This is a genomic window from Glycomyces tenuis DSM 44171 (genome assembly GCF_000427885.1).
In the GTDB taxonomy this organism is placed as follows: domain Bacteria; phylum Actinomycetota; class Actinomycetes; order Mycobacteriales; family Micromonosporaceae; genus Glycomyces; species Glycomyces tenuis.
The window spans coordinates 144,521-166,918 of record NZ_ATYW01000021.1; the positions used below are offsets into that span (position 1 = coordinate 144,521).

17 protein-coding genes are annotated in these 22,398 nt (G+C 71.6%); 7 read left to right on the forward strand and 10 right to left on the reverse strand.

The window, feature by feature from the left end:
• Window positions 1-210 precede the first annotated feature (210 nt).
• The 7 genes from pulA to mqnB all read right to left on the reverse strand — a co-directional run bounded on the left by pulA (window position 211) and on the right by mqnB (window position 10,110).
• Window positions 211-5,850 carry a pullulanase-type alpha-1,6-glucosidase gene (gene pulA / locus YWW_RS31935; RefSeq protein ID WP_081687621.1) on the reverse strand — a complete coding sequence of 1,880 codons (5,640 nt, stop codon included), beginning with the start codon at window positions 5,848-5,850 and terminating at the stop codon, window positions 211-213.
• 154 nt (window positions 5,851-6,004) lie between these two features.
• On the reverse strand, window positions 6,005-6,226 hold the full coding sequence (locus tag YWW_RS0120545; protein ID WP_026931579.1) for a hypothetical protein: 222 nt from the start codon (window positions 6,224-6,226) through the stop codon (window positions 6,005-6,007).
• 10 nt (window positions 6,227-6,236) lie between these two features.
• On the reverse strand, window positions 6,237-6,689 hold the full coding sequence (gene yidD / locus YWW_RS31940) for a membrane protein insertion efficiency factor YidD (RefSeq protein WP_211228636.1): 453 nt from the start codon (window positions 6,687-6,689) through the stop codon (window positions 6,237-6,239).
• A gap of 460 nt (window positions 6,690-7,149) precedes the next feature.
• Complete coding sequence (gene larE, locus YWW_RS0120555; RefSeq protein WP_026931580.1) at window positions 7,150-7,989, reverse strand: ATP-dependent sacrificial sulfur transferase LarE; 840 nt, start codon at window positions 7,987-7,989, stop codon at window positions 7,150-7,152.
• A 101-nt stretch (window positions 7,990-8,090) separates the two neighbouring features.
• Window positions 8,091-8,492: a cold shock domain-containing protein gene (locus YWW_RS38070; RefSeq protein ID WP_026931581.1), complete on the reverse strand. Its 402-nt coding sequence runs from the start codon at window positions 8,490-8,492 to the stop codon at window positions 8,091-8,093.
• Window positions 8,493-8,672: 180 nt separating this feature from the next.
• Complete coding sequence (locus tag YWW_RS0120565) at window positions 8,673-9,482, reverse strand: 1,4-dihydroxy-6-naphtoate synthase (protein WP_211228641.1); 810 nt, start codon at window positions 9,480-9,482, stop codon at window positions 8,673-8,675.
• A 13-nt stretch (window positions 9,483-9,495) separates the two neighbouring features.
• Window positions 9,496-10,110, reverse strand: coding sequence for a futalosine hydrolase (gene mqnB / locus YWW_RS0120570; protein WP_026931583.1), 615 nt, complete (start codon window positions 10,108-10,110; stop codon window positions 9,496-9,498).
• A 116-nt stretch (window positions 10,111-10,226) separates the two neighbouring features.
• On the opposite strand from mqnB, the gene YWW_RS31945 reads away from it, so the two are divergent.
• A complete protein-coding gene (locus YWW_RS31945) occupies window positions 10,227-11,012 on the forward strand; it encodes a DUF3027 domain-containing protein (RefSeq protein WP_081687622.1) in 786 nt (261 codons plus the stop codon).
• Between the two features lie 57 nt (window positions 11,013-11,069).
• Here YWW_RS31945 and YWW_RS31950 read toward each other — a convergent pair whose 3' ends face one another.
• Window positions 11,070-11,411, reverse strand: a complete 342-nt coding sequence (locus YWW_RS31950; RefSeq protein ID WP_155830301.1) for a DUF2530 domain-containing protein — start codon at window positions 11,409-11,411, stop codon at window positions 11,070-11,072.
• 170 nt (window positions 11,412-11,581) lie between these two features.
• On the opposite strand from YWW_RS31950, the gene sepH reads away from it, so the two are divergent.
• The 6 genes from sepH (at window position 11,582) to dacB (ending at window position 21,011) form a co-directional block, all read left to right on the forward strand.
• A complete protein-coding gene (gene sepH, locus YWW_RS0120585) occupies window positions 11,582-12,604 on the forward strand; it encodes a septation protein SepH (RefSeq protein ID WP_026931584.1) in 1,023 nt (340 codons plus the stop codon).
• 388 nt (window positions 12,605-12,992) lie between these two features.
• Window positions 12,993-14,261 carry an MFS transporter gene (locus tag YWW_RS0120590; RefSeq protein ID WP_081687623.1) on the forward strand — a complete coding sequence of 423 codons (1,269 nt, stop codon included), beginning with the start codon at window positions 12,993-12,995 and terminating at the stop codon, window positions 14,259-14,261.
• Between the two features lie 340 nt (window positions 14,262-14,601).
• The gene (gene thpR, locus YWW_RS31955; protein ID WP_051326107.1) at window positions 14,602-15,285 is read left to right on the forward strand and encodes an RNA 2',3'-cyclic phosphodiesterase; all 684 of its coding nucleotides are present in this window, start codon (window positions 14,602-14,604) and stop codon (window positions 15,283-15,285) included.
• A 143-nt stretch (window positions 15,286-15,428) separates the two neighbouring features.
• Complete coding sequence (locus YWW_RS0120600; protein WP_155830302.1) at window positions 15,429-17,273, forward strand: outer membrane protein assembly factor BamB family protein; 1,845 nt, start codon at window positions 15,429-15,431, stop codon at window positions 17,271-17,273.
• A 99-nt stretch (window positions 17,274-17,372) separates the two neighbouring features.
• Entirely contained in the window at window positions 17,373-19,232 is a 1,860-nt protein-coding gene (glmS, locus tag YWW_RS0120605) for a glutamine--fructose-6-phosphate transaminase (isomerizing) (RefSeq protein ID WP_026931587.1), read from the forward strand.
• 186 nt (window positions 19,233-19,418) lie between these two features.
• Window positions 19,419-21,011, forward strand: coding sequence for a D-alanyl-D-alanine carboxypeptidase/D-alanyl-D-alanine endopeptidase (gene dacB / locus YWW_RS0120610; RefSeq protein WP_026931588.1), 1,593 nt, complete (start codon window positions 19,419-19,421; stop codon window positions 21,009-21,011).
• 127 nt (window positions 21,012-21,138) lie between these two features.
• On the opposite strand, the gene YWW_RS0120615 is transcribed toward dacB, so the two are convergent.
• On the reverse strand, window positions 21,139-21,891 hold the full coding sequence (locus tag YWW_RS0120615; RefSeq protein WP_211228637.1) for a class I SAM-dependent methyltransferase: 753 nt from the start codon (window positions 21,889-21,891) through the stop codon (window positions 21,139-21,141).
• Between the two features lie 259 nt (window positions 21,892-22,150).
• Window positions 22,151-22,398, reverse strand: a 248-nt coding sequence (locus YWW_RS0120620; RefSeq protein WP_155830303.1) for an integrase core domain-containing protein, incomplete at its 5' end; no start/stop codon positions are given.

Consider the following 22,398-nt stretch of genomic DNA (forward strand, 5'->3'; position numbering starts at 1 on the left):
CGTATCCGGGTTTCCCCACGGACGCAGCCGCCGGTGCCGCGGCCATGAGCCGCGCTCCGGGTGAGGGACGACAAACCGGGACGGACGCCGACCGCCCGCCCCGGTTTCAGGGATCCAAAAGTACCCCTCAGTATTCCTGGCCTGTCAAGGCCCGAATCGTTAGCTACCGAGCAGATTCGGGCCGCCACTCGGCGGCACCGCCGCGGCCCCTCAGCTGACGAACACCGCCACCGTCCTGCCCGGGACCGTGAACGTCCCCGTCGCGTCGTCGAAGGCGGCGTCGGCGAACGCCTCGTCGGCCGAGTCGGTCAGCACCGGGTGCAGCTCGGCGCCCGTCCCGGCCAGGTCCTCCACGGTCTGGCCGACCGCCTCCGGCGTGGCGTTGAAGACCACCGTGACCTGCTCGAACGCGTCGCCGGTGCCGTCCATGTCGATCGTCATCGTGATGACGCCGGGCGTCTCGCCCTCGCCCGAGAGCGGGAACGAGACCCGCTCGGCCACCTCCTCGGCGTCGCCGAGGCTGAACGCCGAGGTCGAGGACGCGATCCGCAGCAGCTCCGCGTACCGCGCGCCCGCCAGCTCGATGTCCTCGCACGTCGGCTGCTCCACCTGCGCCAGGGCCTCCTCTGCGAACGGCCACTTGTCCTCGCTCGTCCACGCCGGCGGCAGCCCGGTGCCGAAGCCGTTGCTCGACGGCCCGAACGGCTCGGTGCCCTCGCAGTCCCAGCGGATCGCGTTGAACCAGTCGCCCGAGTCGTACGAGTCCCGGTCCAGCGACTTCGAGCGCAGCAGCTCCGAGCCGGCCGTGACGAAGCCGGTCCCCTGGCTCAGCACCGCCGTCGCCAGGCTCAGCACCTGCATCCGGGCCCGGTCGGTGCCGTCGACGCCGCCGTCGAGCTTGTAGGCGAGGGCGTCGAACAGGATCTCGTTGTCGTGCGCGTCGACGTAGTTCACCGCCTCGCCCGGCTCGGCCGTGTACCCGGCGCCCGCGCCGTTGTAGTCGAGCTCGGCGCCCGAGACGAGCCGCCCGTTCGAGGCGACGAAGGTGTAGTCCGCGAGGTTGCCCGCCAGGCCCAGCTTCGTCAGGTCCCCGGCGTGCAGCAGCGCGGCCAGCTGCTCGTCCTCCGAGCCGCTCGCGCCCGAGCCGTTGTCCCCGCTCCACAGCCCCGAGCCGAAGCCCTGGACCCGCGGGTCCTCGTCGAAGGGGCCGCCGCCGCGCACGGCGTCGCGCATCCGGTCGTTGAACGTCCCGACGCCGGTGCCCGCCATGTTCGCCTGTGTCGCCTGCTCGAACAGGGCGTCCCCGGCGACCTCGCCGAAGTCCCAGCCCTCGCCGTACATCATGATGTCCGGGTCGATCGCGTCGAGCGCCTCGCGGACGGCCAGGATGTTGTCCTTCGGGTGGTGGCCCATCAGGTCGAAGCGGAAGCCGTCGACCTTGTACGCCTCGGCCCACAGCGCGGCCGACTCCACGACGAACTTGCCGAACATCGCGTGCTCGGGCGCGGTGTTCTGGCAGCACGTCGAGGTGTAGACCTCGCCGTTCGGGTCGAGCCGGTGGTAGTAGCCGGGCACGATCCGGTCCAGCACGGACCGCTCGTCGACGCCGGAGGCCGAGGTGTGGTTGTAGACCACGTCGTTGACCACCCGCAGCCCGAGCCCGTTGAGCGCGGCGACCATCTGCCGGTACTCCAGGATTCGCCGCGCCCCGTCGGGCTCGGTCGCGTATGACCCTTCTGGAGCGTTGAAGTGGTACGGGTCGTAGCCCCAGTTGTAGCCGTCCTCGGCGCGGGCCTCGCCGACGCAGGCCTGCTGATCGGGCGAGTCCGGTGCGAAGGAGCCCAGGTCGCAGGCCGGTTCGGCCTGACCGGTCTCGGGGATCGTCGCGATGTCGAAGGTCGGCAGCAGGTGCACGTGGGTCAGACCGGCGTCGGCCAGCTCCGCGAGGTGCCGCACCGCGACCGAATCGGTCTCGGTGAACGCCGCGTACGTGCCGCGCAGCTCCTCGGGGACCGACTCGTCGGCGATCGAGAAGTCGCGGACGTGCACCTCCCACACCTGCGCCTCGGACGGCTCAACCGCCTCGGGCTTGGACAGCTCGTCCCAGCCCTCGGGTTTCAGGTCCTCGTCGTCGAGGTCGACGATCTGGCTGTGGGTGGAGTTCGCCGCCAAGGACACCGAGTACGGGTCGGTGACCGAGTAGGACTCGATCCGCTGCGTGGCCGGATGCCACACCTCGACGGCGAAGCGGTAGTACTTCCTGTCCCAGCTCTGCTTGCCCTTGACCGACCACACGCCGGTGTCCTCGTCGAAGGACATCTCGTGCGGCGTCGGCTCGGCGCCGGGGGTGTCGAACAGCTCCAACTGGACCGAGCGGGCCGTCGGCGCCCACACCGAGACGGTCGGCTTGTTCCCCTGCCACGTCAGGCCGAGCTCGGCGTCGAGCGCTTCGGCGTAGACCGCGTCGAGCGCCCCGGCGGTCTGCACGCCCGTGGCGTACCAGGCGTACCCGGTGTGGTCGCGTTCGACCGCGACGAGCTGCCCGCGCAGCGCCTCCTTCACGTCGGCGTCGACGGTGAAGGCCCGGTAGTCCCAGTACTGCGGGTTCGCTCGGCGCTGCGCTTCGGTCAGGCCGCCCGCGGGCGTCAGCGGGATCGTCTCGAAGTTCCCGGTCAGGGCGCCGTCCTCGACGGCGATGGAGCCGTCGTCACTGGCGAGCAGCTCGAAGACCTTGCCGTCGGTGTCCTCGACGTCCATGGCGACCGTGTCCTCGTCGAGCCAGATCGCGCGCTCGCTTCCCAGGTCGAGGTCCTGGCTCCGGGAGGCCGCCGCTCCCGCCGGGCGCACGTAGCCCTCGGTGGCGGCGGTGATCCACACTTCGTTGCCGTGCTCGGCGAACACGAGCCGCTGGTCGCTCGGGAGGTCCTTCTCCTCGCCGCGGTGGAGGATGTAGGACAGCGCCTCGGCGCCCTCGGCCAGGTCCACCTCGTACACGAGCCCGAAGCGGTCGGCGCCGACCGGTTCGAGTCCGGCGTTCCAGTCGGTCGGGTCCGACGCGCCCTCCCAGGTGTGCAGCACCCAGCCGTCGGTGTCGCCCTCGGGGCGCTGGTAGTGGATGACGGCCTTGCCGTCGGCGGCGGCCCGGCTGTCGTGGGCGCCCGCGGCGGTCACCCACGTCTCGCCGAGCGACGAGGGCGTGAGCACGACGTCGGACTCGTGCAGCCTCGTCTCTCCCGAGTGGACGACGAAGCCCATCTCGGCGTCGACGTCGTCGACCGGCACCTGCCAGTACCGGCCCCACTCGTCGGTCCCGTCGGGCGGTCTCGGTGCCTCCCAGTCGGTGGCGACGCCGTCGGCGAGCGCCTCGCCCCACAGGTGCAGCCCCCAGTCGGTGTCACCCGCGGGAGCGTGGACGGTGACGTGCCCTCTCGCCTCGGCCAGGGAGTGCGCGACCTCGCCGGATCCGGCGCTCAGCCAGATCTCGGAGTTCACGCTCGGGTCGAAGGTCCGGTCGCCGTCGAAGTCCTTGTTCCCCTCCCCGTCGACGACGATGTAGCCGACCTCGTCGGCGTCCTCGGCCAGCTTGAGTGGCGCGAAGCCGCCGTAGGAGGTCTCACCGCTGAACGCGTTCCCGTCGGGCCACACGGTGCTCGACTCCTCGGCGACGTCGCCCCACACGTACAGGCCCCACTGCCCGGGGTCGCCGTCGTAGTGGACGTTGGCCCACAGCGGCGAGTCGCTCCCGGAGTCGGGAGTGGCCACAGTGGTGCTCGCCTTGCCGGAGGCGGTGCGGCCCTCCCGGTCGAGGGCGACGGCCTTGAACTCGACGCTCGCGTTCCCGCTCAGGCCCTTGAGGTCGAGGGCGATCCGGTGGTCCGGTCCGGGCGAGGCGCCGATGTAGGCCCATTCGCCGCCGTCGACGGAGGCGGCGAAGGCGACGCGCGCGAGCGGGTCGCCGCTCACCTCGGCGGTGACGTGCGCGGTGGTGGCCGACTCCGCGGCGACCTCGACGGTCACGGCCGGCCCGTCCCCGGTGCCGATCGCGTCGTCGGCGCGGAAGACCACCGCCGACAGCGGCGGGACGGTGATGGACGCGGCGCCGTCCGCGGCCGTGATCGAGCCGTCCCCGTACACGGAGGTGAAGGCGTCCGAATAGGTCTCGACCTCGACGGTCTGCTCGGTCTCGGAGTTCGAGACCGCCACCAGGTACTCCACGCCCTCCTCGGAGTGGATGCGGGAGAAGGCGAACACGCCGTTCGCGCTCGAGCGCGTGAGCTGGACGCCGTCGCTGAGCGCCGGGTGGTCCTTTCGCAGCTGCCCGAGCTCGGCGATCGCCCGGTAGATCGGGTGCTCGGTGTCGTAGTTGTCCTCGGCGTGCGTGGCGTCGGTGCCGATGAGCTCGTCGTCGAGGTAGTCGGGGACCTGGGAGGCGAACAGGGACTGCCGCGAGTAGTCGTCCCGGCCCGAGCCGGTGAAGCCCTGCTCGTCGCCGTAGTAGACGACCGGCTGGCCGCGGGTGAGGAACATGAGCTCCTCGGCCAGGATCGCCCGGTCGAGCCAGGTGGCCTCGTCGGTGCCCGCGGTGATGGCGGTGCCGACGCGGCCCGAGTCGTGGTTGGACACGAACGTCGGCATGGTGAGCGCGTCGGTGCCCGGGGAGTTGAACAGCGGGTCGGACGCGTAGACGGCGGCGAGCCCCTCGGCTCCGGCCGAGCCGGTGACGAATCCGGTCGCGGCGCCGTTGAAGCCGAAGTCGAGCACGGCGTCGAGCCGGCCCTGGCGCACGTACTCGCTCGTCAGGTTCGCGTCGCCGGAGGAGACCTCGCCGAAGGTGAAGAAGTCGATCCCGCGCGCGTCGGCGGCCTCGCGGATGCCCGCCATGAACTGCGGCCAGAACTCCATGTTCACGTGCTTGGCGGTGTCGATGCGGAAGCCGTCGACGCCGGCCTCGGTGATCCAGTCGGCGTAGACCTCGGTCCAGCCCCGGACGACCTCGGGCCGCTCGGTCCACAGGTCGTCGAGCCCGGCGAAGTCGCCGTACTCGGAGGACTCGCCGGCGAAGGTGGACTCGCCGCGGTTGTGGTACATCGCCGGGTCGTTCAGCCAGTCGGGCTTCCTGGCCTGCTCCTCGCCCTCGGCGAGGACGGGCGTGTACGGGAACGTCTCCGCTCCGAGCTCGGGGAACTGATCGGAGGCGGCGTAGTTCGAGTCGTCGAAGGGCCGCCCTTCGGCGTCGAGGTACGGCTGGTCCTCTTTGGATACGTACGCGTCGCCGTCCTCGGCGTACCCGATGACGTCGGCGGTGTGGTTGACGACGATGTCGAGGTAGATCTTGATGCCGCGCTCGTGGGCGGCGCCGATGAGGCTCTGGAGCGCCTCGTCGTCGCCCAGGTGCGGGTCGACGGCGGTGAAGTCGGTGCCCCAGTAGCCGTGGTAGCCGGCGCCGGTCCAGGTGTCGGAGACCTGCACGGGCTGGTTGACCACGACGGGGGTCAGCCAGATCGCGGTGGTGCCCAGGCCCTCGATGTAGTCGAGGTTCTGCTCCACGCCCGCGAGGTCGCCGCCCTGGTAGAACTGCCGCTGCGTGGGGTCGAAGCCGTGGTCGAGCGCCTCACCGGTGATGCCGCCGGTGTTGTTGGACGCGTCGCCGTCGGCGAAGCGGTCGGTCAGGACGAAGTAGAACTGCTCGGCCGCATCGTCGGGGACGGCGGCGTGGGCCGCGAGCTGGGAGTCGGTGGGCTCGTCCTCCCAGGACGGCTCGTCCTCGGGCGGGTCGTCGGGGGCGGTGCAGGCGGAGAGTGCCAGTGCCGAGACCAGCACCCCCGCCGCGTATCGGGTGGTACGCCGCATTGCGTTTCTTCCTCCGGGGTCGAACGGGGGCACGGAGCCGGTCGGCGGTTCGCGGGCAGCGCCGAAAGCGCGCGACACTCCGTGTGCGCAAGAACATACCACCTATGAAATTTTCTTACAAGACTTCGGCAACGCGTTGCAAAGTCGCTGTGCCTCAGTGGCGCTCGTCCTCGAGGATGCGCTGCGGAATCGACTCGGGGTGCTCGTAGTGGATCGACCCGATCGGCAGCGGGAAGTCCGACCGGCCGAACGGCGCCGAGGCGCCGATGGTGCCGGAGGTGAACTCGCCGACCTCCACATGGCCGGGCTTCACCGCCCGGGCGCGGGTCTTGACATCCTGGTTGGCCTGCTTGCCGGTCTGCTTCACGTCGGTCATGGTCAGGAGTTTATCGGGGGCCTCCCGGCCCGGGCACCGGATCATGCGTGCCTGGCGTCACTCCGGGGCGGCAGCGGAGCACGCGCGCCGCGGCGAGGCGCCCGCCCGTCCACAGCCCGTAGCGGCTGACGGCCCGGTAGCCGTAGCCCGAGCAGGACGGGACGAACCTGCACTGCACCGACACCCGCGGGGAGAGCAGCCTCCGGTAGGCGGCGATGGCGCGCAGGCCGAGCCGCCGGGGGAGCGGGCGGTGGCTCCGCCGGGCCCGTTCGAGGCGCTCTGGGGTGAGCCGGGCGAAGCCGAAGACGGCGGCGATCGCGCCCGGAGCGGGCTCGGAGGCGCCGCCGCAGGCCCGGGAGCAGGTGTTGCAGGGGCCGCCGGGATTGCAGGCGGCCTCCAGCGGGGCGCCGCAGCCGGTGGAGCAACCCGGCTCGTACGCGTTCGAGCAGCCTGACAGATCCACAGGACCGTTCTACACGCTCGCCTCGGCGGCGTTCGCAGTCCAGTCCGGAGTTTCCGCCGCCCGGTGGTCTTCCCGGGCCGCTCGCCGCGTCAGCGGCGCGAATCAGTCCGAATCAGAGCAAAACGTCTGTCGATTGGGGAGTATTCGTCCCGGAAACCGTAAGGAAGTCGATTGCGAACCGTTATGCGGCAAATACACCTATGTCAGGGAATTGACAGGAATGGTTCAGGGCCCGCACAGTCTCGTGTCCCACGGTGAAAGCCTCGGGGAATGAGGGGTTCCCGAGGGGTTATGGACCCGGTGGGACGGTCGCTTCGGACTCATCCTCCACTGACGATCACCGCTGCCCCGTCCCACCGGGACCTTTCAACGACGGTCCCGAGTCTGCACCGCGCCCGCAACCCAGCGCCGTCCGCGCCCCCGTTTCGACCGCCGCCTTCGCGGCGGCATCGGGCCCGCCTCAGCGGTACCGCTCCGGGTCCGGCAGCAGCTCGTTCATCGCGCCCGAGCGGAATCCACGCTCGTCGAGCCGCACCTCCGCGAAGCCCTCGACGGCGGCGAGCACGTCCTTCCGCGCCGCCACGGCCGCCACCAGTTCCGAGTCGATCTCGACCTTCGCCGTGTCGTCGCCCAGGTCCCGCACCCGCAGGTTCCGCACCCGGATGCCCGCCGTCCGCAGCGCGCCGCGCAGCGCCGCCTCCGCGGCGGCCACGCGCTCCAGTCCCGAGGCGGTGACCTCGACGCCGTAGGCGATCCGGCTCGACAGGCACGCCGCGGCCGGCTTGTCCCACGTCGACAGGCCCCACTCCCGCGAGACCGCCCTGATCCGCTCCTTGCCCAGCCCGGCGTCGGCCAGCGGCGTGATCGCCCCGGCCGCGGCCGCGGCGCGGATGCCGGGCCGGAACCCGGCCACGACGTCGTCGGCGTTCGTGCCGGTGGCGACCGCCGCGATCCGGCGCCGCTCCGCCAGCGGCGCCAGGACGCTCATCAGCTCGGTCTTGCAGAAGAAGCAGCGGTCCCCCGCGTTCTGCCGGTAGCCTTCGCGCGCGAGCTCGTCGGTGGCCGGCGCGTGGTGGGCGACGCCCAGCCCGGCCGCGAAGCCGCGGGCGTGCTCGAGTTCACTGCCCGGCAGCGACGGCGAGACGGCGGTGGCGGCCTCGACCCGCTCGGGGCCGAGCGCGCGGACGGCGGCGGCCAGCAGGAACGCCGAGTCGGCGCCGCCGGAGAAGGCGACCAGCAGCGAAGGGAGCGAAGAGAGCCGGTCGAGCAGCGCGTCGACCTGGTCGGGCTGGGAGGTCACCTCACGAGACTACGTCGCGCCGCGCCGTCCGGCGGACGGCGAACCCCGCGATGAGACGCATTCGCGTCCGCCTCGCGGCGCCGATCTCCCGCCCGGCGGCCTCAGCCCAGATCGTCGGCGACGGCGCGGAGCATCTCGGCGATCTTCGCCCCGGTCTTGCGGTCGGGGCGCCGCCCGCGCGAGAGCGGCGGCATGATCTGCTGCTCCAGCACGCCGATCATGTCCTGCAAGAGGCTGTTGAGCTCCTCGGGCGAGCGCTTGGGCTTCTCGGCGGCCGGTGCGGCCGTGCCGGTCTGCGGCGCGGCGAGCACGTGGACGCCCATCGCCTGCACGCCGCGGCGGGTGTCGATGATGCTGTACTCGACCTTCTGGCCCTTGACGAGTTCTTCGGCGCCCTCTGGCAGGGCGTCGCGGTGGACGAACACGTCCTTGCCGCCGTCGTCGCGGGAGACGAAGCCGAACCCCTTGTCGGCGTCGAACCACTTCACTCGGCCACTAGGCACGGCTCAACCTCGAAATTCTCGTCTGGGTGGTACTGACAAGTCCGTCAACTCTAGCGTGGCCGAAGCCGGGGGAGTCAACCATCCGGGCGACTGCCCGCGCCCCGGCGCCTCGCCTCCGCCGCCCCGGGAACACCATCCCCATAGGAATTCTCACGCGGGAGACCTGGCGCCGGCCCGCGGCTACAGGCCCGCGATCCGCGTCTCGGGGACGAGCCCGAGCGCCGCCGCTCCCCCCAGCAGCCGCTCGACCGCCGCCCGGCCCTCCGCGCCCAGATCGCGCGAGAACTCGTTGACGTACAAGTCGATGTGCTGGCGGCACACCGCCTCGGACATCTCCTGCGCGTGCTCGGCGATGTAGTCGCGGCTCGCCTCCGGAGCGGCCCAGGCGTAGTCCAGCGAGGCCCGGATGGTCTCGGTGATCGCCTCGCCGTCGAGCCCGGCCTTGGCGACGATCGCGCCGAGCGGGATCGGCGCCCCCGTCGAGGCCTCCCACCACTCGCCGAGGTCGGCGAGGCACTGGAGCCCGTACTCGCGGTAGGTGAACCGGGCCTCGTGGATGACCAGGCCCGCGTCGAAGCGGCCCGACCGCACCGCGGGCATGATCCGGTCGAACGGCACGACCTCGACCTTGACGTCCTCGCCGCCCAGCTCGTCCATCCACAGCTTGAACAGCAGGAAGGCGGTGCTGCGGTCCGACGGGACGGCGACCGTCGCGCCGCTCAGATCGGACCGGCCGTTCGTGAGCACCAGCGGCCCGCATCCGCGTCCGAGCGCGCCGCCGGCCGGCAGCAGCCGCCACTCCTCGCCCAGGTACGGCAGCGCCGCGTAGGAGACCTTCGCGACGTCGAACTCGCCGTTCGCGCAAGCGGTGTTGGTGACGTCGATGTCGGCGAACGTCAAGCGCACCGGCGGCGCTCCGTCGAGGAGCCCGGCCGCCCAAGCGTGGTAGATGAACGTGTCGTTGGGGCACGGGGAATGCGCCAGGTGGATCTCGCTCACGGCCTCACAGCTCCCTGATCGCGCCGGTCAGCGCCTTGAGCGCCGCGGCCCAGTCCCACAGCTCGACGTCGCGCTCGCCGACGAAGTTGGAGACGGTGCGGATCTCGGCGAACGGCAGCCCGGCCTGCTGGGCGGCGGTGGCGACGCCGAAGCCCTCCATGGCCTCCCCGACCGCCTCGGGATAGCGGTGGGCGAGGTTCGCGGCCAGGCCGTCCGAGCCGGTGATCGAGGCGAGCGTGAGGATCTCCCCGCGGACCCCCTCGACGGCCACGGTCAGGACCGTGTTGCAGCCGATCCGGTTGGTGCCGAAGCCGAGCTCGTCGATCGGCTGGAACCGCCACGGGAGCGCCACGCCGAGCTCGGCGGCGACGGCGTCGGTGGCGATGAGGACGTCGCCGATCTTGGCGCGGCCCTTGAAGGCCCCGCAGATGCCCGCGTTGACGACCACGTCGTAGGCGCGGCCCATCTGGCCGTTCTCGGCGATGGCCCGCGCGGTGGCCGCCGCCGCGGCGGCGGGGCCGACACCGGCCACGAGGACGTCCAGTTCATGGCGGACCGTGCGGCCGGCCTCGATGGCCTCGGCCTCCTCGCTGACCGCGCACACGACGAGCATTCGCATGAGGTCAAACGTACCGGGTCCGCATCGCGGCCCGGGCCCCCGAGACGTGTGAGAAAGGACGGCGTACCGGGCCCCGTCCGGCGGGCGGGCCGCCGCCTTGGCCTATCCTTGAAGACGTGCCTGAGAGCTCAACCGCCACCGCAGCCGCGAAGACCCGCACCCGCAAACCGCGTCTCGACCGCGTGTGCGCCGACGCCGTCGAGCTCGCCAGAGAGGCCGCCGAGGAGGCCGGCGACGCCGTCGGCGAGCACCTGGCCGTCGAGGCCGAGGCCGAGCGGGTCGTCACCCACTACTTCGACTGCACGCTGTCCGGCTACCGCGGCTGGCGCTGGGCCGTCGTGGTCACCCGCGCCCCCCGCGCCAGGGCCGCCACGGTCTCCGAGACCGCGCTGCTGCCCGGCCCGGACGCGCTCCGCGCCCCCGCGTGGGTGCCGTGGGTCGAGCGGCTCGAGGCCGGCGAGGTCGGCACCGGCGAGGTCCTGCCGACCGGCGAGGACGACGACCGCCTCATGCCCGCCTACCTCTACTCCGAGGACGACGCCGTCGAGGACATCGCCTTCGAGCTGGGCCTCGGACGCGAGCGCGTGATGAACCGCGAAGGGCGCATGGAGACCGCGCAGCGCTGGTACGACGGCGACCGCGGCCCGGGCGCCCCGATCAGCGAGGCCGCCCCCGTGCCCGCCCGCTGCGGCACCTGCGGCTTCTACCTGCCGCTGGCGGGCTCGATGCGGGTGGCCTTCGGCGCGTGCGCGAACCTGTACTCCTCGGAGGACGGCAGGGTCGTCTCGGCCGACCACGGCTGCGGCGCCCACTCCCAGATCGCCGAATTCGTCGACACCACGCCGCAGGGCGTGGCCCAGTCCGAGACCATCTATGACGATGAGGGCTCGGAAGAACTCTGACCCCGTCCGCCTATGGCGACGAGGGCTCCGAGGAGCGCTGCGTCCGGAGCGGCCGGTTCACTCGCTCGGCGGCTCAGAGGCGCCGCCGTCGCGACGCGAGGAGAAATGGCGGCGGTCCATGACCACCATGACGGCCGTGCCGAGGAGTCCGAGCACCACGCCGCACAGCGCGCACGCCGCCCACCATTCGCGCCCCGAATCGGCCAGTTCGTCCCGGAACAATTGGGTCAGCGCCAAGGCGATCGTCCACAGTAGTGTCCCGCCCGCGGCGATCGGCGTCATGCGCATCTGCACCGCCTCGGGCGCCGGCAGCTCTGGCGAGCGCTTGACCCGCTCGAACGCGTCACGAGGCGTCGACGATGGCGTGGGCGAAGATCCGGAACTTCCGTCGGGCGACACTTCGCCAATGTACTCTGCGACAGACTCCGCGACAATCCGTAACTCCGACTCGAAAGCGTCGCATGTGCGAATATCGGCCCCCGGTGGTTGTGGTTCGCCGGTAGGGTTGGGCGTACGCTCGGGTGAGCTGGCAATGCGGCGCTGACGAAGAAGACGAGGGGTGGAAAGGCATGAGGCCGGTACGGTTCGTAGCCCTCTCAGAGGACGGTCATGCGCTGGTGCTCGCCGACGAGCTGGGGCGTCTGCTGGCGCTGCCGCTCGACGAGCGGGTCTCGGCGGCCGTCGACGTGCCCGACGGCGGAAAGCCGACGAAGGCCGACGGCGAGGGCCGGCCGGCCGCGAATCAGCCGAGTCCCCGCTCCGCGCCGCCGCGCGGCGCCACGCACGTCAACCTGTCCCCGCGCGACATCCAGACCCGCATCCGCGCCGGTGAGAGCGCCGAGGACATCGCCGCCTCCGCACAGGTCGCCGTCGACCGGGTGCTGCGCTACGCCGGCCCGGTCCTCCAGGAGCGGGCGATGCTCGCGCAGGCGGCCCGCCGGGCCCGTCTGGCCACTTCGGAGCGCGGCGAGCGCATGTCCAACGTGGTCGACGTGAAGCTCGGCGCGCACGGTGTCGATCCCGAGGCGGTCTCGTGGGACGCGTGGCGGACCGAGGACGGCTCGTGGATGGTCCAGGCCTCGTGGTCCTCGGGCAAGACGACGGCGCGGGCGCGCTGGAAGCTCGACCGGGCCCGCCAGACGGTGACGCCCGACGACGAGATGGCGCAGTTCCTCTCGACGCCGGCGCCCAAGCAGGTGCCCGAATCGCTGAACGAGCCCTCCGACCTGGGCATCAGGCCCGGCGAGCCGGTGCGTCCCTCGCGCGATCCGATGCACGGCCTGAGCGACGACGACTCGACCCGGCCCGACCCGCTGCGCCGCGACCGGCTCCGCGAGGTGCTCGAGCGCCCGCTCGACGAGCCGGCCGGGCGCGGCAAGCCGCACGCCGCGCAGCTGGGCCTGCCGGGCACGACCGCGCCGGAGCAGCGCGAGACGCCGGAGGTGCCGTCGCTGGCGGTGCTGCGTCCGGGCAAGCGCTCGGCGGCCGAGGACGACGTGCAGTCCCCGCCGCTGGCCGCGGCCGGCTCGAAGCCGCGCAACCAGCTCCCCGGCTGGGACGATGTGCTCTTCGGCGGAGCCGGAAAGAAGTAGCCCAGCGGCGGAGCCGGGAAGAAGCAGCTCGCGGCGGAGCCGGCGAAAGCGCAGTACAGCGGCGGCCGCCGAGCCGATACGGCGGGATGTTCCGGATATGCGGCCCTCGGTGGTCCCCCTTGTTCAAAGCCATGCCGAGACTGTGGCGGATTGCGATCGCTCGCTCTCGCGGTCCGGCGGCGCGGACGGGGCCGCGAGTCTCGATCGGCCGGGCGCGCTCTTCGGAGTGCGCCCGGCCTTGCCGTCGTCTCCGGGGTGCGCGGCGCGGGAGGGAATGCGACGCCGAGTTCCCGGATCGCTTGAGGGCGTCTCCGGCGTTCGCGGCGGGGAGGGCTTCGTCATATTCACTGGCTAGCCGGCCGGTAAGTAGATAGAATCGGGGACTGTTATGTCCCCCGTCATTGCTCGCCAGCTGCATGAGACGTTCCGCGCGCTCACCTTCCCCGCCTATCGCGTGTTCGCGATCGGGCAGCTGATGGGCACCCTCGGGTTCTGGCTCCAGACCACCGCCATCAACTGGCTCGTCCTCGAGCTCACCGGCGACTCCGGCACCGCCCTCGGGCTCTCCCTCGCCCTCCAGTTCGGCCCCTACCTCCTCTTCAGCCTCCAAGGCGGCAAGATCGCCGACGCCTTCGACAAGCGCGTCATCCTGCTCGCCTCCTCCCTGGCCAACGCGCTCGCCGCCACCGTGCTCGCCGTGGTCGTGCTCTCCGGCGCCGCCGAAGTGTGGATGGTCTACCTCGCCGTGTTCGTCTTCGGCTGCGTCTCCGTCATCGAGGGCCCGGCCCGCCAGGCCTTCTACTCCGAGCTCGTCGAGGGCGACGCACTGCCCAACGCCATCGCCCTCGGCTCGGCCATCTTCAACACCAGCCGCATCGCCGGCCCGGCGGTCGCGGGGCTCCTCATCGCCGTCACCTCCACCGGCACCGTCCTCGCCGTCAACGCCGCGTTCTTCCTCGGCCCGGCCGTCGCCTGCGCCGTCCTGCTGCGCCGCCGCCTGTCGAACCCGGTCGTCCGCGCGGCCGACACCAGCGGCGGCATCCGCGAGGCCCTCCGCTTCGTCGCCGGACGCCCCGACCTCCTCGGCGTCCTGGTCGTCGCCCTGTTCGTCTCGGGCTTCGCCTTCAACTTCCCGATCACGCTCTCGATGCTCGCCAAGACCGAGTTCGTCACCGGCGCCGACACCTTCGGCCTGCTGCTCACCGCCCTGGCCGTCGGCGCGCTCATCGGCTCGCTGGTCTCGGGCCGCAGGCGCGGGCGGCCGGGCGTGTACACCGTCCTCGCCTCCGGCCTGGCCCTCGGGGTCTTCACGACCGCGACCGGCTTCGGGCCCACCTTCGCCTCGGCGATGATCCTGCTGGTGCCCACCGGCTTCGCCATGGTCTACTTCGCGCAGGCCGCCAACCAGCGCGTCCAGATGGGCGTGCGCGGCGACTTCCGCGGACGCGTCCTGAGCCTGTACCTGCTGGTGTTCCTCGGCTCGACCGCCGTGTTCGCGCCGCTGGTCGGCTGGGTGTGCGAGGTCGCCGGGGCCAGGGCCGGACTGTGGCTCGGCGGCGGCGTGTCGATCGTGGCCGTCGTGCTCGCCTACGGAGCCAAGCACCTGCGGCTGCGCCGCCAACTGGCGTCCGCCGTCCCCAGCAAGGCCATGCCTTGACCGTGACCGCCCGCCGGCCGTGTGGGGTGCGTCTCGGCTCCCGCCGCCCCCGGCCGGGGCACGCCCTGAAAGCCCCTCCTGCCGCGGCCCGCCGCACCTGCCGCGACGCCGCGCCCGCGGCCCGCTACGCCGTTCGCGGAGCCGCCAGCTCCCCGCGCGCCGAGCGGACCGCCGTGTTACTTCCCGGAAATTACCGTCTCGTCTGTTGGGATTTCACTGAATTAACAGTCGGCGTTGCTGCGAGGATTAGACGCATCGCGACAACCCCGTCGCGCCGCCTCGACACATCCATCGAGCGCGGCGCGCGCCGATACCCCTAGCAGTTTCTGGAGGGAATCCAGTGAGTGCCACCGTCGCCACCGCAGTCGCCGCCGAGAACGGGACGCGGACGCAGCGCCTCTTCGCCGCGCTGCCGCTCCCGGACAACGCCGTGTCCGACCTCGCCGAAGTGGTGTCCGATCTCAACATCGCCCGCCGCACCGGCACCCCGTCCGGCCGAGGCGGCCGCCCCGGCGTGGGCACCCGGCGACCCGCCCAGTCGAACCGGCTCGTCCGCTCCGCGAACTGGCACCTGACCGTCGCCTACCTCGGCGACGTCGACACCGAGCGGCTCGGCGAGGCATCCGAGGTCCTCGCCGCCGCCTGCGGCGCCTTCGACCCCCTGCGGCTGTGCGTCTCCGGCGGCGGACGGTTCGGCCGCGGCCGCTACTCGGTCGTCTACGCCGGCCTCGACGGCGACGTCGCCCGCCTCGTCCAGCTGGTTCACCGCATCCGCGCCGGCCTCATCGCCGCCGAGCTCCCCGTCGACCAGAAGCAGTACCGCCCGCACGTCACCCTCGCCCGCCCCGGCGACCGCGTCACCAACCAGCAAGCGGCCCAAGACCTGCTGACCCTGCGCCGCTACCACGGCCCGAGCTGGACCGCCCACGACGTCGTACTGTACAAATCGGACTACGGCACGAAGCCCGGCGGCGAGCAGCCGAATTACACCGCTGTGGCGACGATGCCGCTCGGCACCCCCTGAGATCCCCGACCCGCTCGCGCGATCTGGGCGAAAGCCCGGCCCGGGGCCCCCGCGCCCGGTAGAAAGAGTGCATGTCCGCGAGCTCCTCTGCCCCTGTCCGGAACCGGCCCTCGCCCGGGGCGCACCGCCGCGTCGAGCCCGCCATGGGACGGCCAGTGGCCCGGGTCTTCGTGCGCACCGCCGGTCTGACCGCGATCGTCGCCTGGGCCGCGCTGCTCGTGTGGGCCTCCTTCGGCACCGGCGCCAGCACCGGCTCCTCCGGCGTCTACATGATCCTCGGCACCGTCGCCTCGGTCCTGTTCGCGGCGTTCCTCTTCATCACCGCCGCCACCCGCTCCGGCCTGCGCCTCATCATCGTCGCCCTGGTCGTGGCCGGGTGCGCCGCCGCCGCGGGCTGGGCGGTGTACTCGTCCATGCCCGATGCCGGACCGGACGCGTTCATCACCCACCGCTCGGGCGTCGCCGCCCTCGCCTACGGCTTCGGCGTCCTCGGCGGCGGCCTGCTCGCGCTCTCGGAGTTCATCGTCGAGGGCTACGCCGGCGGGCGCGTCGCCGTCCCCAAGACGCTGCGCCGCAAGATCGCCGTGCTCGCCGCCGCGATCGTCGTCCTCTCCGCCGCCGCGCTGGCCCCGGCGATGCAGCTGTGGACCGACCTGGCGAACCAGGACACCCGGGTCGGGGACGCGTCCGAGGCCAGCGCCAAGCCCGCCTTCGACGGCATGACCGAGCTGGCCGGCGTCGAGCAGTTCATCCAGACCCCGTACGGGATGCTCCGCGTCGACCACCCGGCCGAGCCCACGCCGCAGGCCGTCACCCTGCTCGACCCGGACACCGGCACGGCCGCGTGGTACCACCGCCGCTGGAACTGGCTCGCCGCGCAGGAGCCGGTGCTCTCCCACGCCCAGGATCTGGTCGGCCTCTCCGGTCCGCGCGCCGACAACCGCGACGACTACCAGACGCGCGTGCTGGACGCCCGCACCGGCGAGGAGGTCGCCACGGCCGAATTCGACGGCACGCCCGGCGTGCTGCTGGCCCTGGCCGACGACCGGCTCGTCTACACCGGCGTGCACTCCTCGACGTTCACCGCCTACGACTTCACCGGGGAGCGGCTGTGGTCGACCCGCCTGCCCGAGGGCTGCGAGGGCACCGCCGCCCAGATCACCGCCGACCGGCTGGTGATGCTCACCGACTGCGTGCCCGCGCCGAACCGGTTGCGGGCCCAGGACCACATGCTCGCGTTCGCCCTCGCCGACGGCGAGGCGGTCTGGGAGCTCCCCATCGACGAGGCCGCCGAGGTCGTGCCCGAGAGCTTCCTGGTCACCGAGGGCGCGGTGGTCATCGACAGCCGCATTGAGCAGCGCGTCTCCGACGGGCCGTTCTCCGCCAGGCGCTTCGACCACAACCTGATGGCGGTCGACGCCGACGACGGGACGGTGCTGTGGAGCAGCGAGGGCCAGCAGTTCGGCGCCACCCACACCTCGGCGTGCGGCGGGACGCTGCACCTGTCGTACCCGACCGCGCTGGCCGAGGCCACCGGCGGGAACGGCGAGGGCTCGCCGCCGAAGGCGAGCGTGGGCCAGGCCGAGCGGCGCACCGTGCAGCTGGTCGAGTGCTACTCGGGCGGGAACGACGGGGAGGGCGCCTGGCTCGGCGTCATGGCCTACGACCTGGAGAGCGGCGAGCGGCTCCACCGCCAGGCCGTGCACCTGGGCTTCACTCCGCTGGACCCGGAGGTCGCGCGCGGCTGGGCGACGGTGCTGCCCGACAACCGGGCGCTGCTCGCCACCGACCTGTCCCTGGACCCGACGGCCCCGGACTGCCGGCTCTACCAGATCGACGGCGGCGACCCCGTCGAGCTCGAGGCGGCCGAGCAGGGCCTGCCGGAGGCGTGGTGCCGCGACGCGCAGCTGACGACCGTGGCGGGCGGCGTGGCGATCAGCTACGTCAACGGCGAGGACGGGACCAGGGCCGTCGCCCTCATCTCGTAGCGCCCGCGTGGCGCCCGACACCGAAATGATCAAACGATGTGATCAATGACCCCCAATCCGCGCACAAGCCGTGCGCGAAACTGCTGTAAGGTTCTTCGCATGTGTGGAATCGTGGGATACGTAGGACAGCGCACGGCCGTCGACGTCGTGCTCGACGGGCTGCGGCGGCTCGAATACCGCGGCTATGACTCGGCCGGTGTCGCGCTCGTCGCCGACGGCGCGCTCGGTCTGGCCAAGAAGGCCGGCAAACTCGCCAATCTCGAATCGGCCCTCGGCGAGGCCGCCCTGCCGGACTCGACCTGCGGCATCGGGCACACCCGCTGGGCGACCCACGGCGTGCCCTCCGACCGCAACGCCCACCCGCACCTGTCCGCCGACGGGCGCGTCGCGCTCATCCACAACGGCATCATCGAGAACTTCGGGCAGCTGCGCGGCGAGCTCGAAGCCGAGGGCGTCCAGTTCGCCTCCGAGACCGACACCGAGGTCGCCGCGCAGCTCCTCGGCCGCGAGTACGCGCTCGACGGCGACCTGACCGGGGCCATGACCCGCGTGTGCGCCCGCCTCGAAGGCGCCTTCACGCTCCTGGCCGTCGCCTCCGACGACCCCGACACCGTCGTCGGCGCCCGCCGCAACTCCCCGCTCGTCGTCGGCGTCGGCACCGGCGACAGCGCGGGCGAGTACTTCCTGGCCTCGGACGTGGCCGCGTTCATCGCCTACACGACCGAGGCGATCGAGCTCGGCCAGGACCAGATCGTCACGATCGGCCGCGAAGGGCTCGCCATCCGCGACTTCGAGGGCAAGCCGTCCGAGGGCAGGCCCTACTCGGTCGACTGGGACATCACCGCCGCCGAGAAGGGCGGCTACGCCACGTTCATGCGCAAGGAGATCAACGAGCAGCCCGCCGCCGTCGCCGACACCCTCCGCGGGCGCATCGACGAGGCCGGGCAGATCGTCCTCGACGAGGTCCGCATGTCCGACCAGGACTTCCGCGACATCGACAAGGTCTTCATCATCGCCTGCGGCACCTCCTACCACGCCGGGCTCGTCACCAAGTACGCCATCGAGCACTGGACGCGCATCCCCTGCGAGGTCGAGCTGTCCTCGGAGTTCCGCTACCGGGACCCGGTCCTGGACCGCTCCACGCTCGTCGTCGCGATCTCCCAGTCCGGCGAGACCATGGACACGCTCATGGCCCTGCGCCACGCCAAGGACCAGAAGGCTCGCGTCCTGTCCATCTCCAACACCGTCGGCTCCACCATCCCGCGCGAGTCCGACGCGGTCCTGTACACGCGCGCGGGGATCGAGGTCGCCGTCGCCTCCACCAAGGCCTTCCTCACGCAGCTCGCCGCCTGCTACCTGGTGGGCCTCCACCTCGCCCAGACCAGGGGCATCATGTACGCCGACGAGGTGAAGGCCGTCCTCGACGAGCTCGTCGCCACGCCCGACAAGATCGCCTCGCTGCTGGAGGACATGGAGCCGGTGCGCGCGATCGCGCGCGATTCGGCCGCGTTCGGGCGGGTCCTGTTCATCGGCCGCCACGTCGGCTACCCCGTGGCCCTCGAAGGCGCCTTGAAACTCAAGGAGCTCGCCTACATCCACGCCGAGGGCTTCGCCGCAGGGGAGCTCAAGCACGGCCCGATCTCCCTGATCGAGGACGGCACGCCCGTCATCGCGATCGTGCCGAGCCCGCGGGGCCGGTCCCTGCTGCACGACAAGATCGTCTCCAACATCCAGGAGGTCAAGGCCCGCGGCGCGAAGGTCATCGCCGTGTGCGAGGCCGGAGACGACATCGCCGGCGTCCACGCCGACCACGTCATCGCGACCCCGGCCGCGCCGACGCTGCTGGCGCCGCTGCTGACCGCCGTCCCGCTTCAGGAGTTCGCCGCCGAACTGGCCACGGCCCTCGGCCGCGACATCGACCAGCCTCGGAACCTGGCCAAGTCGGTCACCGTGGAATAAGCGCGGCAAGCACTGTGGAATAGTTCCCCCTACGCCCGTCAAGCGGCGCGAGGCGCCCCGCCGCACCGGTGGGGCGCCTCGCGGCTGTCCGCGCCCGAACCGCCGCCTTCCATGCCCAAAGGCGGCGAACCGCGCATCGGGCGCGCAAGGCCCGTGGACGTGGATACACATCGATACACTCGATCCGTGAGAAAACGTACCCTGATCACCGGCGCGCTCGCCGTCACCGCCGCGACCGCCCTGGGCGTCGCGGGAACCGTTGTGGCGCAAGCGCAGGAAACCGGCGACGAAGCGCTCGCCGACGCCATCGACGCCATCCTCGCCGACCCCCGGCTCACCGACTCCCAGGCCGGCGTCGTCGTCGCGGACGCGAACACCGGCGACATCCTCTACGACCACGGCGGCGACCAGCGCGCCGTCCCCGCCTCCAACACCAAGCTCGCCACCTCCGCCGCGGCCCTGGAGCTCCTCGGCGAGGACTACACGTTCACCACTGAGGCCGTCGGCGCCGCCTCGCCCGAGGGCGGCGTCATTGACGGCGACCTTTACCTGCGCGGCACCGGCGACCCGACCATGCTCGCCGAGGACTACGACGCGCTCGCCGCCGAGCTCGCCGACGCGGGCGTGACCAGCGTCGACGGCGACCTGGTCGCCGACGACACCGCCTTCGACGACACGCGGCTCGGCACCGAGTGGGGCTGGAGCGACCTCCAGTACCTGTACGCCGCCGAAGTGTCGGCGCTGACCGTGGCCGCCAATGAGGACTACAACGCCGGTGCGGTCCGCGTCGACGTCGAACCCGGTGCGGCCGAAGGCGAGGCGGCCGAGATCACCATGACCCCCGCCAACGGCTACGTCACGATCGTCAACGAGGCCACCACCGTCGCCGCGGGCGGCGAGACCTCGGTCTCGATCGACCGGGACTTCCACAGCAACGAGATCCGCGTCTCGGGCACCATCGCCGCCGACAGCGCCGGCACCTACGGCACCCGCGCCGTGATCGACCCGGCCGGGCTGGCCGCGTCGGTGTTCGCCGACGCGTTGGCCGACCACGGCATCACCGTCACCGGCGAGGTCCGCCTCGGCGAGGCCGCGCCCGAGGACGGCGAGGTCCTGGCCGGGCACCACTCGATGCCGCTGTCCGAGCTCGTGGTCCACTTCCTGAAGCAGTCGAACAACTCCCACGCGGAGGCCCTGTTCAAGGCGCTCGGCTACGAGGCGACCGGCGAGGGCACCTTCGCCAGCGGCAAGGCCGCGGTCTACGAGGGCATCGAGAAGTACGGGGTCGACACCGGGCCGATCCGCCAGGTGGACGGCTCGGGGATGTCGCGGCACAACCTCATCACTCCGGCGATGGTCACCGATCTGCTGGTGGGCGCCAAGGACGCTCCGTGGTTCGACACGTGGTACGAGGCGCTGCCGATCGCGTGCGAGTCGGATCCGCTGGTGGGCGGGACGCTCGCGGGCCGGATGTGCGACACACCCGCCGCGGGCAACGTGCACGGCAAGACCGGGTCGATGACGAGCGTCTCGGCCCTGTCGGGGTACGTGACCGACGCCGACGGCCGCGAGCTCGTGTTCAGCGTGCTGATCAACGACTACCTGTACTCGACGGTCAAGGACCTCGAAGACCGGATCGCGGCGACCGTCGCGGGCCACAGCGAGGCCGCGACCGAAGCCGAGATCACCACCTTCAGCGAGGCCGACGAGATCGAGATGCCCGAAGAGGACGCGAACGCGCACCTCGAGTGCACCTGGGTCGAACCGGCCGTCTGCTAGCCGTTCCGGACACCGGCCCGGGCCCCGGCCGCTCTCGCGGCCGGGGCCCGCGGTCATCCCCCGGATTCGTGACCGCCGAGTCGGCGGTGACCGCACGGGTGCGGCGCCGACATCGACGATGGCGCCGTCAGAGCGCTGTGGCGACGGTGATGATCGAGCCTGAGGCTTCGGGGTCGAACGCGGTCTTGTCGAAGGCGCCGTAGCGTTGCTGGACGGCGAAACCGGCGGCGTCGAGGTGCCGGTCGAGGTGGTCGGGGCCGATGAAGCGCAGGCCGCAGGAGGCCTTGAGCGGTCGGTCCCAGTAGGAGGCGCTGAAGTACGTCTCGAGCGTGACCACGCCGTGCTCGTCCGGTTCGCTCGCCTTCTGGTGCACGCGCATGGGTTCACCGAGCGGGTCGACGAATTCGAAGGGATGGCCGGAGTTCCAGGTGCGCCATGCCGTCGCAGCCGGATTGCGGGTGTCGAAGACGAACCGGCCCCCGTCGGTGAGGGCTCGGCGGACGGCGGTGAGCGATTCGCGGGTGACGCGGTCATCGAGGAGGCATTGGAAGGCGTTGCCGCTCATGATCGCCAGGTCGAACTCGCCGTTCCAGGGGGCCTCGGCGGCAGCGGCGAGGAGCCATTCGGCCGCGTGGGAGGCGCGCGCTTGGTCGAGCATGGCGGGGTCGGGATCGAGGCCGCACAACCGGCCGTCGTGGCCTTCACCGCGGGCGCGACGCAGGATGGTGCCGGTACCGCACCCGATGTCGAGCACGGTTGCGGCGCTCATGACATGTTCGAGATAGAAGCCTTCACTGGGACCCCAGTGGTTGAGGTGGTCGTAGAGCAAGGCGTCGAGGGTCTCGCCATCGAGCGATGGCGGATCGTAAGCGATCGTCACCGCATCAGTGTGCTCGGCACGGTTTGGGCCCGCAATGACATTTGCGGTACAGCGGTTCAGGGAAGTGCCCAATGGTGGGTCTGCACGCGGGGAGCCACCGATGGTCGACCGCTCGAGGTGCAATTGGGGCGTCATCGAGACCGGCTCTCGATTCCCATGGATGGGTGGGTCCGTCGGCTTCCGATCTGTTTTTTGATTGCGCTTCGGGCGGGCAGCGACAACGAGGGAGGGGGCTTACCCCTTTGGTGTTGACACCGTCCTATGCGGCGATGGCGAGGCTAGCTTGCCGTTGTTCGTAGTCGATCGGTGAGATCTGGCCCAGAGACGAGTGTCTCCGGGTCGTGTTGTAATCGGTGATCCAGGACTCGACCTGGAAGCGAGCCTCCAATGCGTTCGCGAAGGTCCGGCGTCCTTGCAGGACTTCTCGTTTGAGCGTGGCGTTGAACGATTCGGCGAGGGCGTTGTCAGCCGAGGATCCGACCCGGGCCCGCGATTGCATGACGCCAA

Excerpts from the sequence above, each read along its gene's own strand:
- pulA (WP_081687621.1), bottom strand. The coding sequence starts at position 5,850 with ATGCGGCGTACCACCCGATACGCGGCGGGGGTGCTGGTCTCGGCACTG.
- YWW_RS0120545 (WP_026931579.1), bottom strand. The coding sequence starts at position 6,226 with ATGACCGACGTGAAGCAGACCGGCAAGCAGGCCAACCAGGATGTCAAG.
- mqnB (WP_026931583.1), bottom strand. The coding sequence starts at position 10,110 with ATGCGAATGCTCGTCGTGTGCGCGGTCAGCGAGGAGGCCGAGGCCATC.
- sepH (WP_026931584.1), top strand. The coding sequence starts at position 11,582 with ATGAGGCCGGTACGGTTCGTAGCCCTCTCAGAGGACGGTCATGCGCTG.
- YWW_RS0120590 (WP_081687623.1), top strand. The coding sequence starts at position 12,993 with ATGTCCCCCGTCATTGCTCGCCAGCTGCATGAGACGTTCCGCGCGCTC.
- YWW_RS0120600 (WP_155830302.1), top strand. The coding sequence starts at position 15,429 with ATGGGACGGCCAGTGGCCCGGGTCTTCGTGCGCACCGCCGGTCTGACC.
- glmS (WP_026931587.1), top strand. The coding sequence starts at position 17,373 with ATGTGTGGAATCGTGGGATACGTAGGACAGCGCACGGCCGTCGACGTC.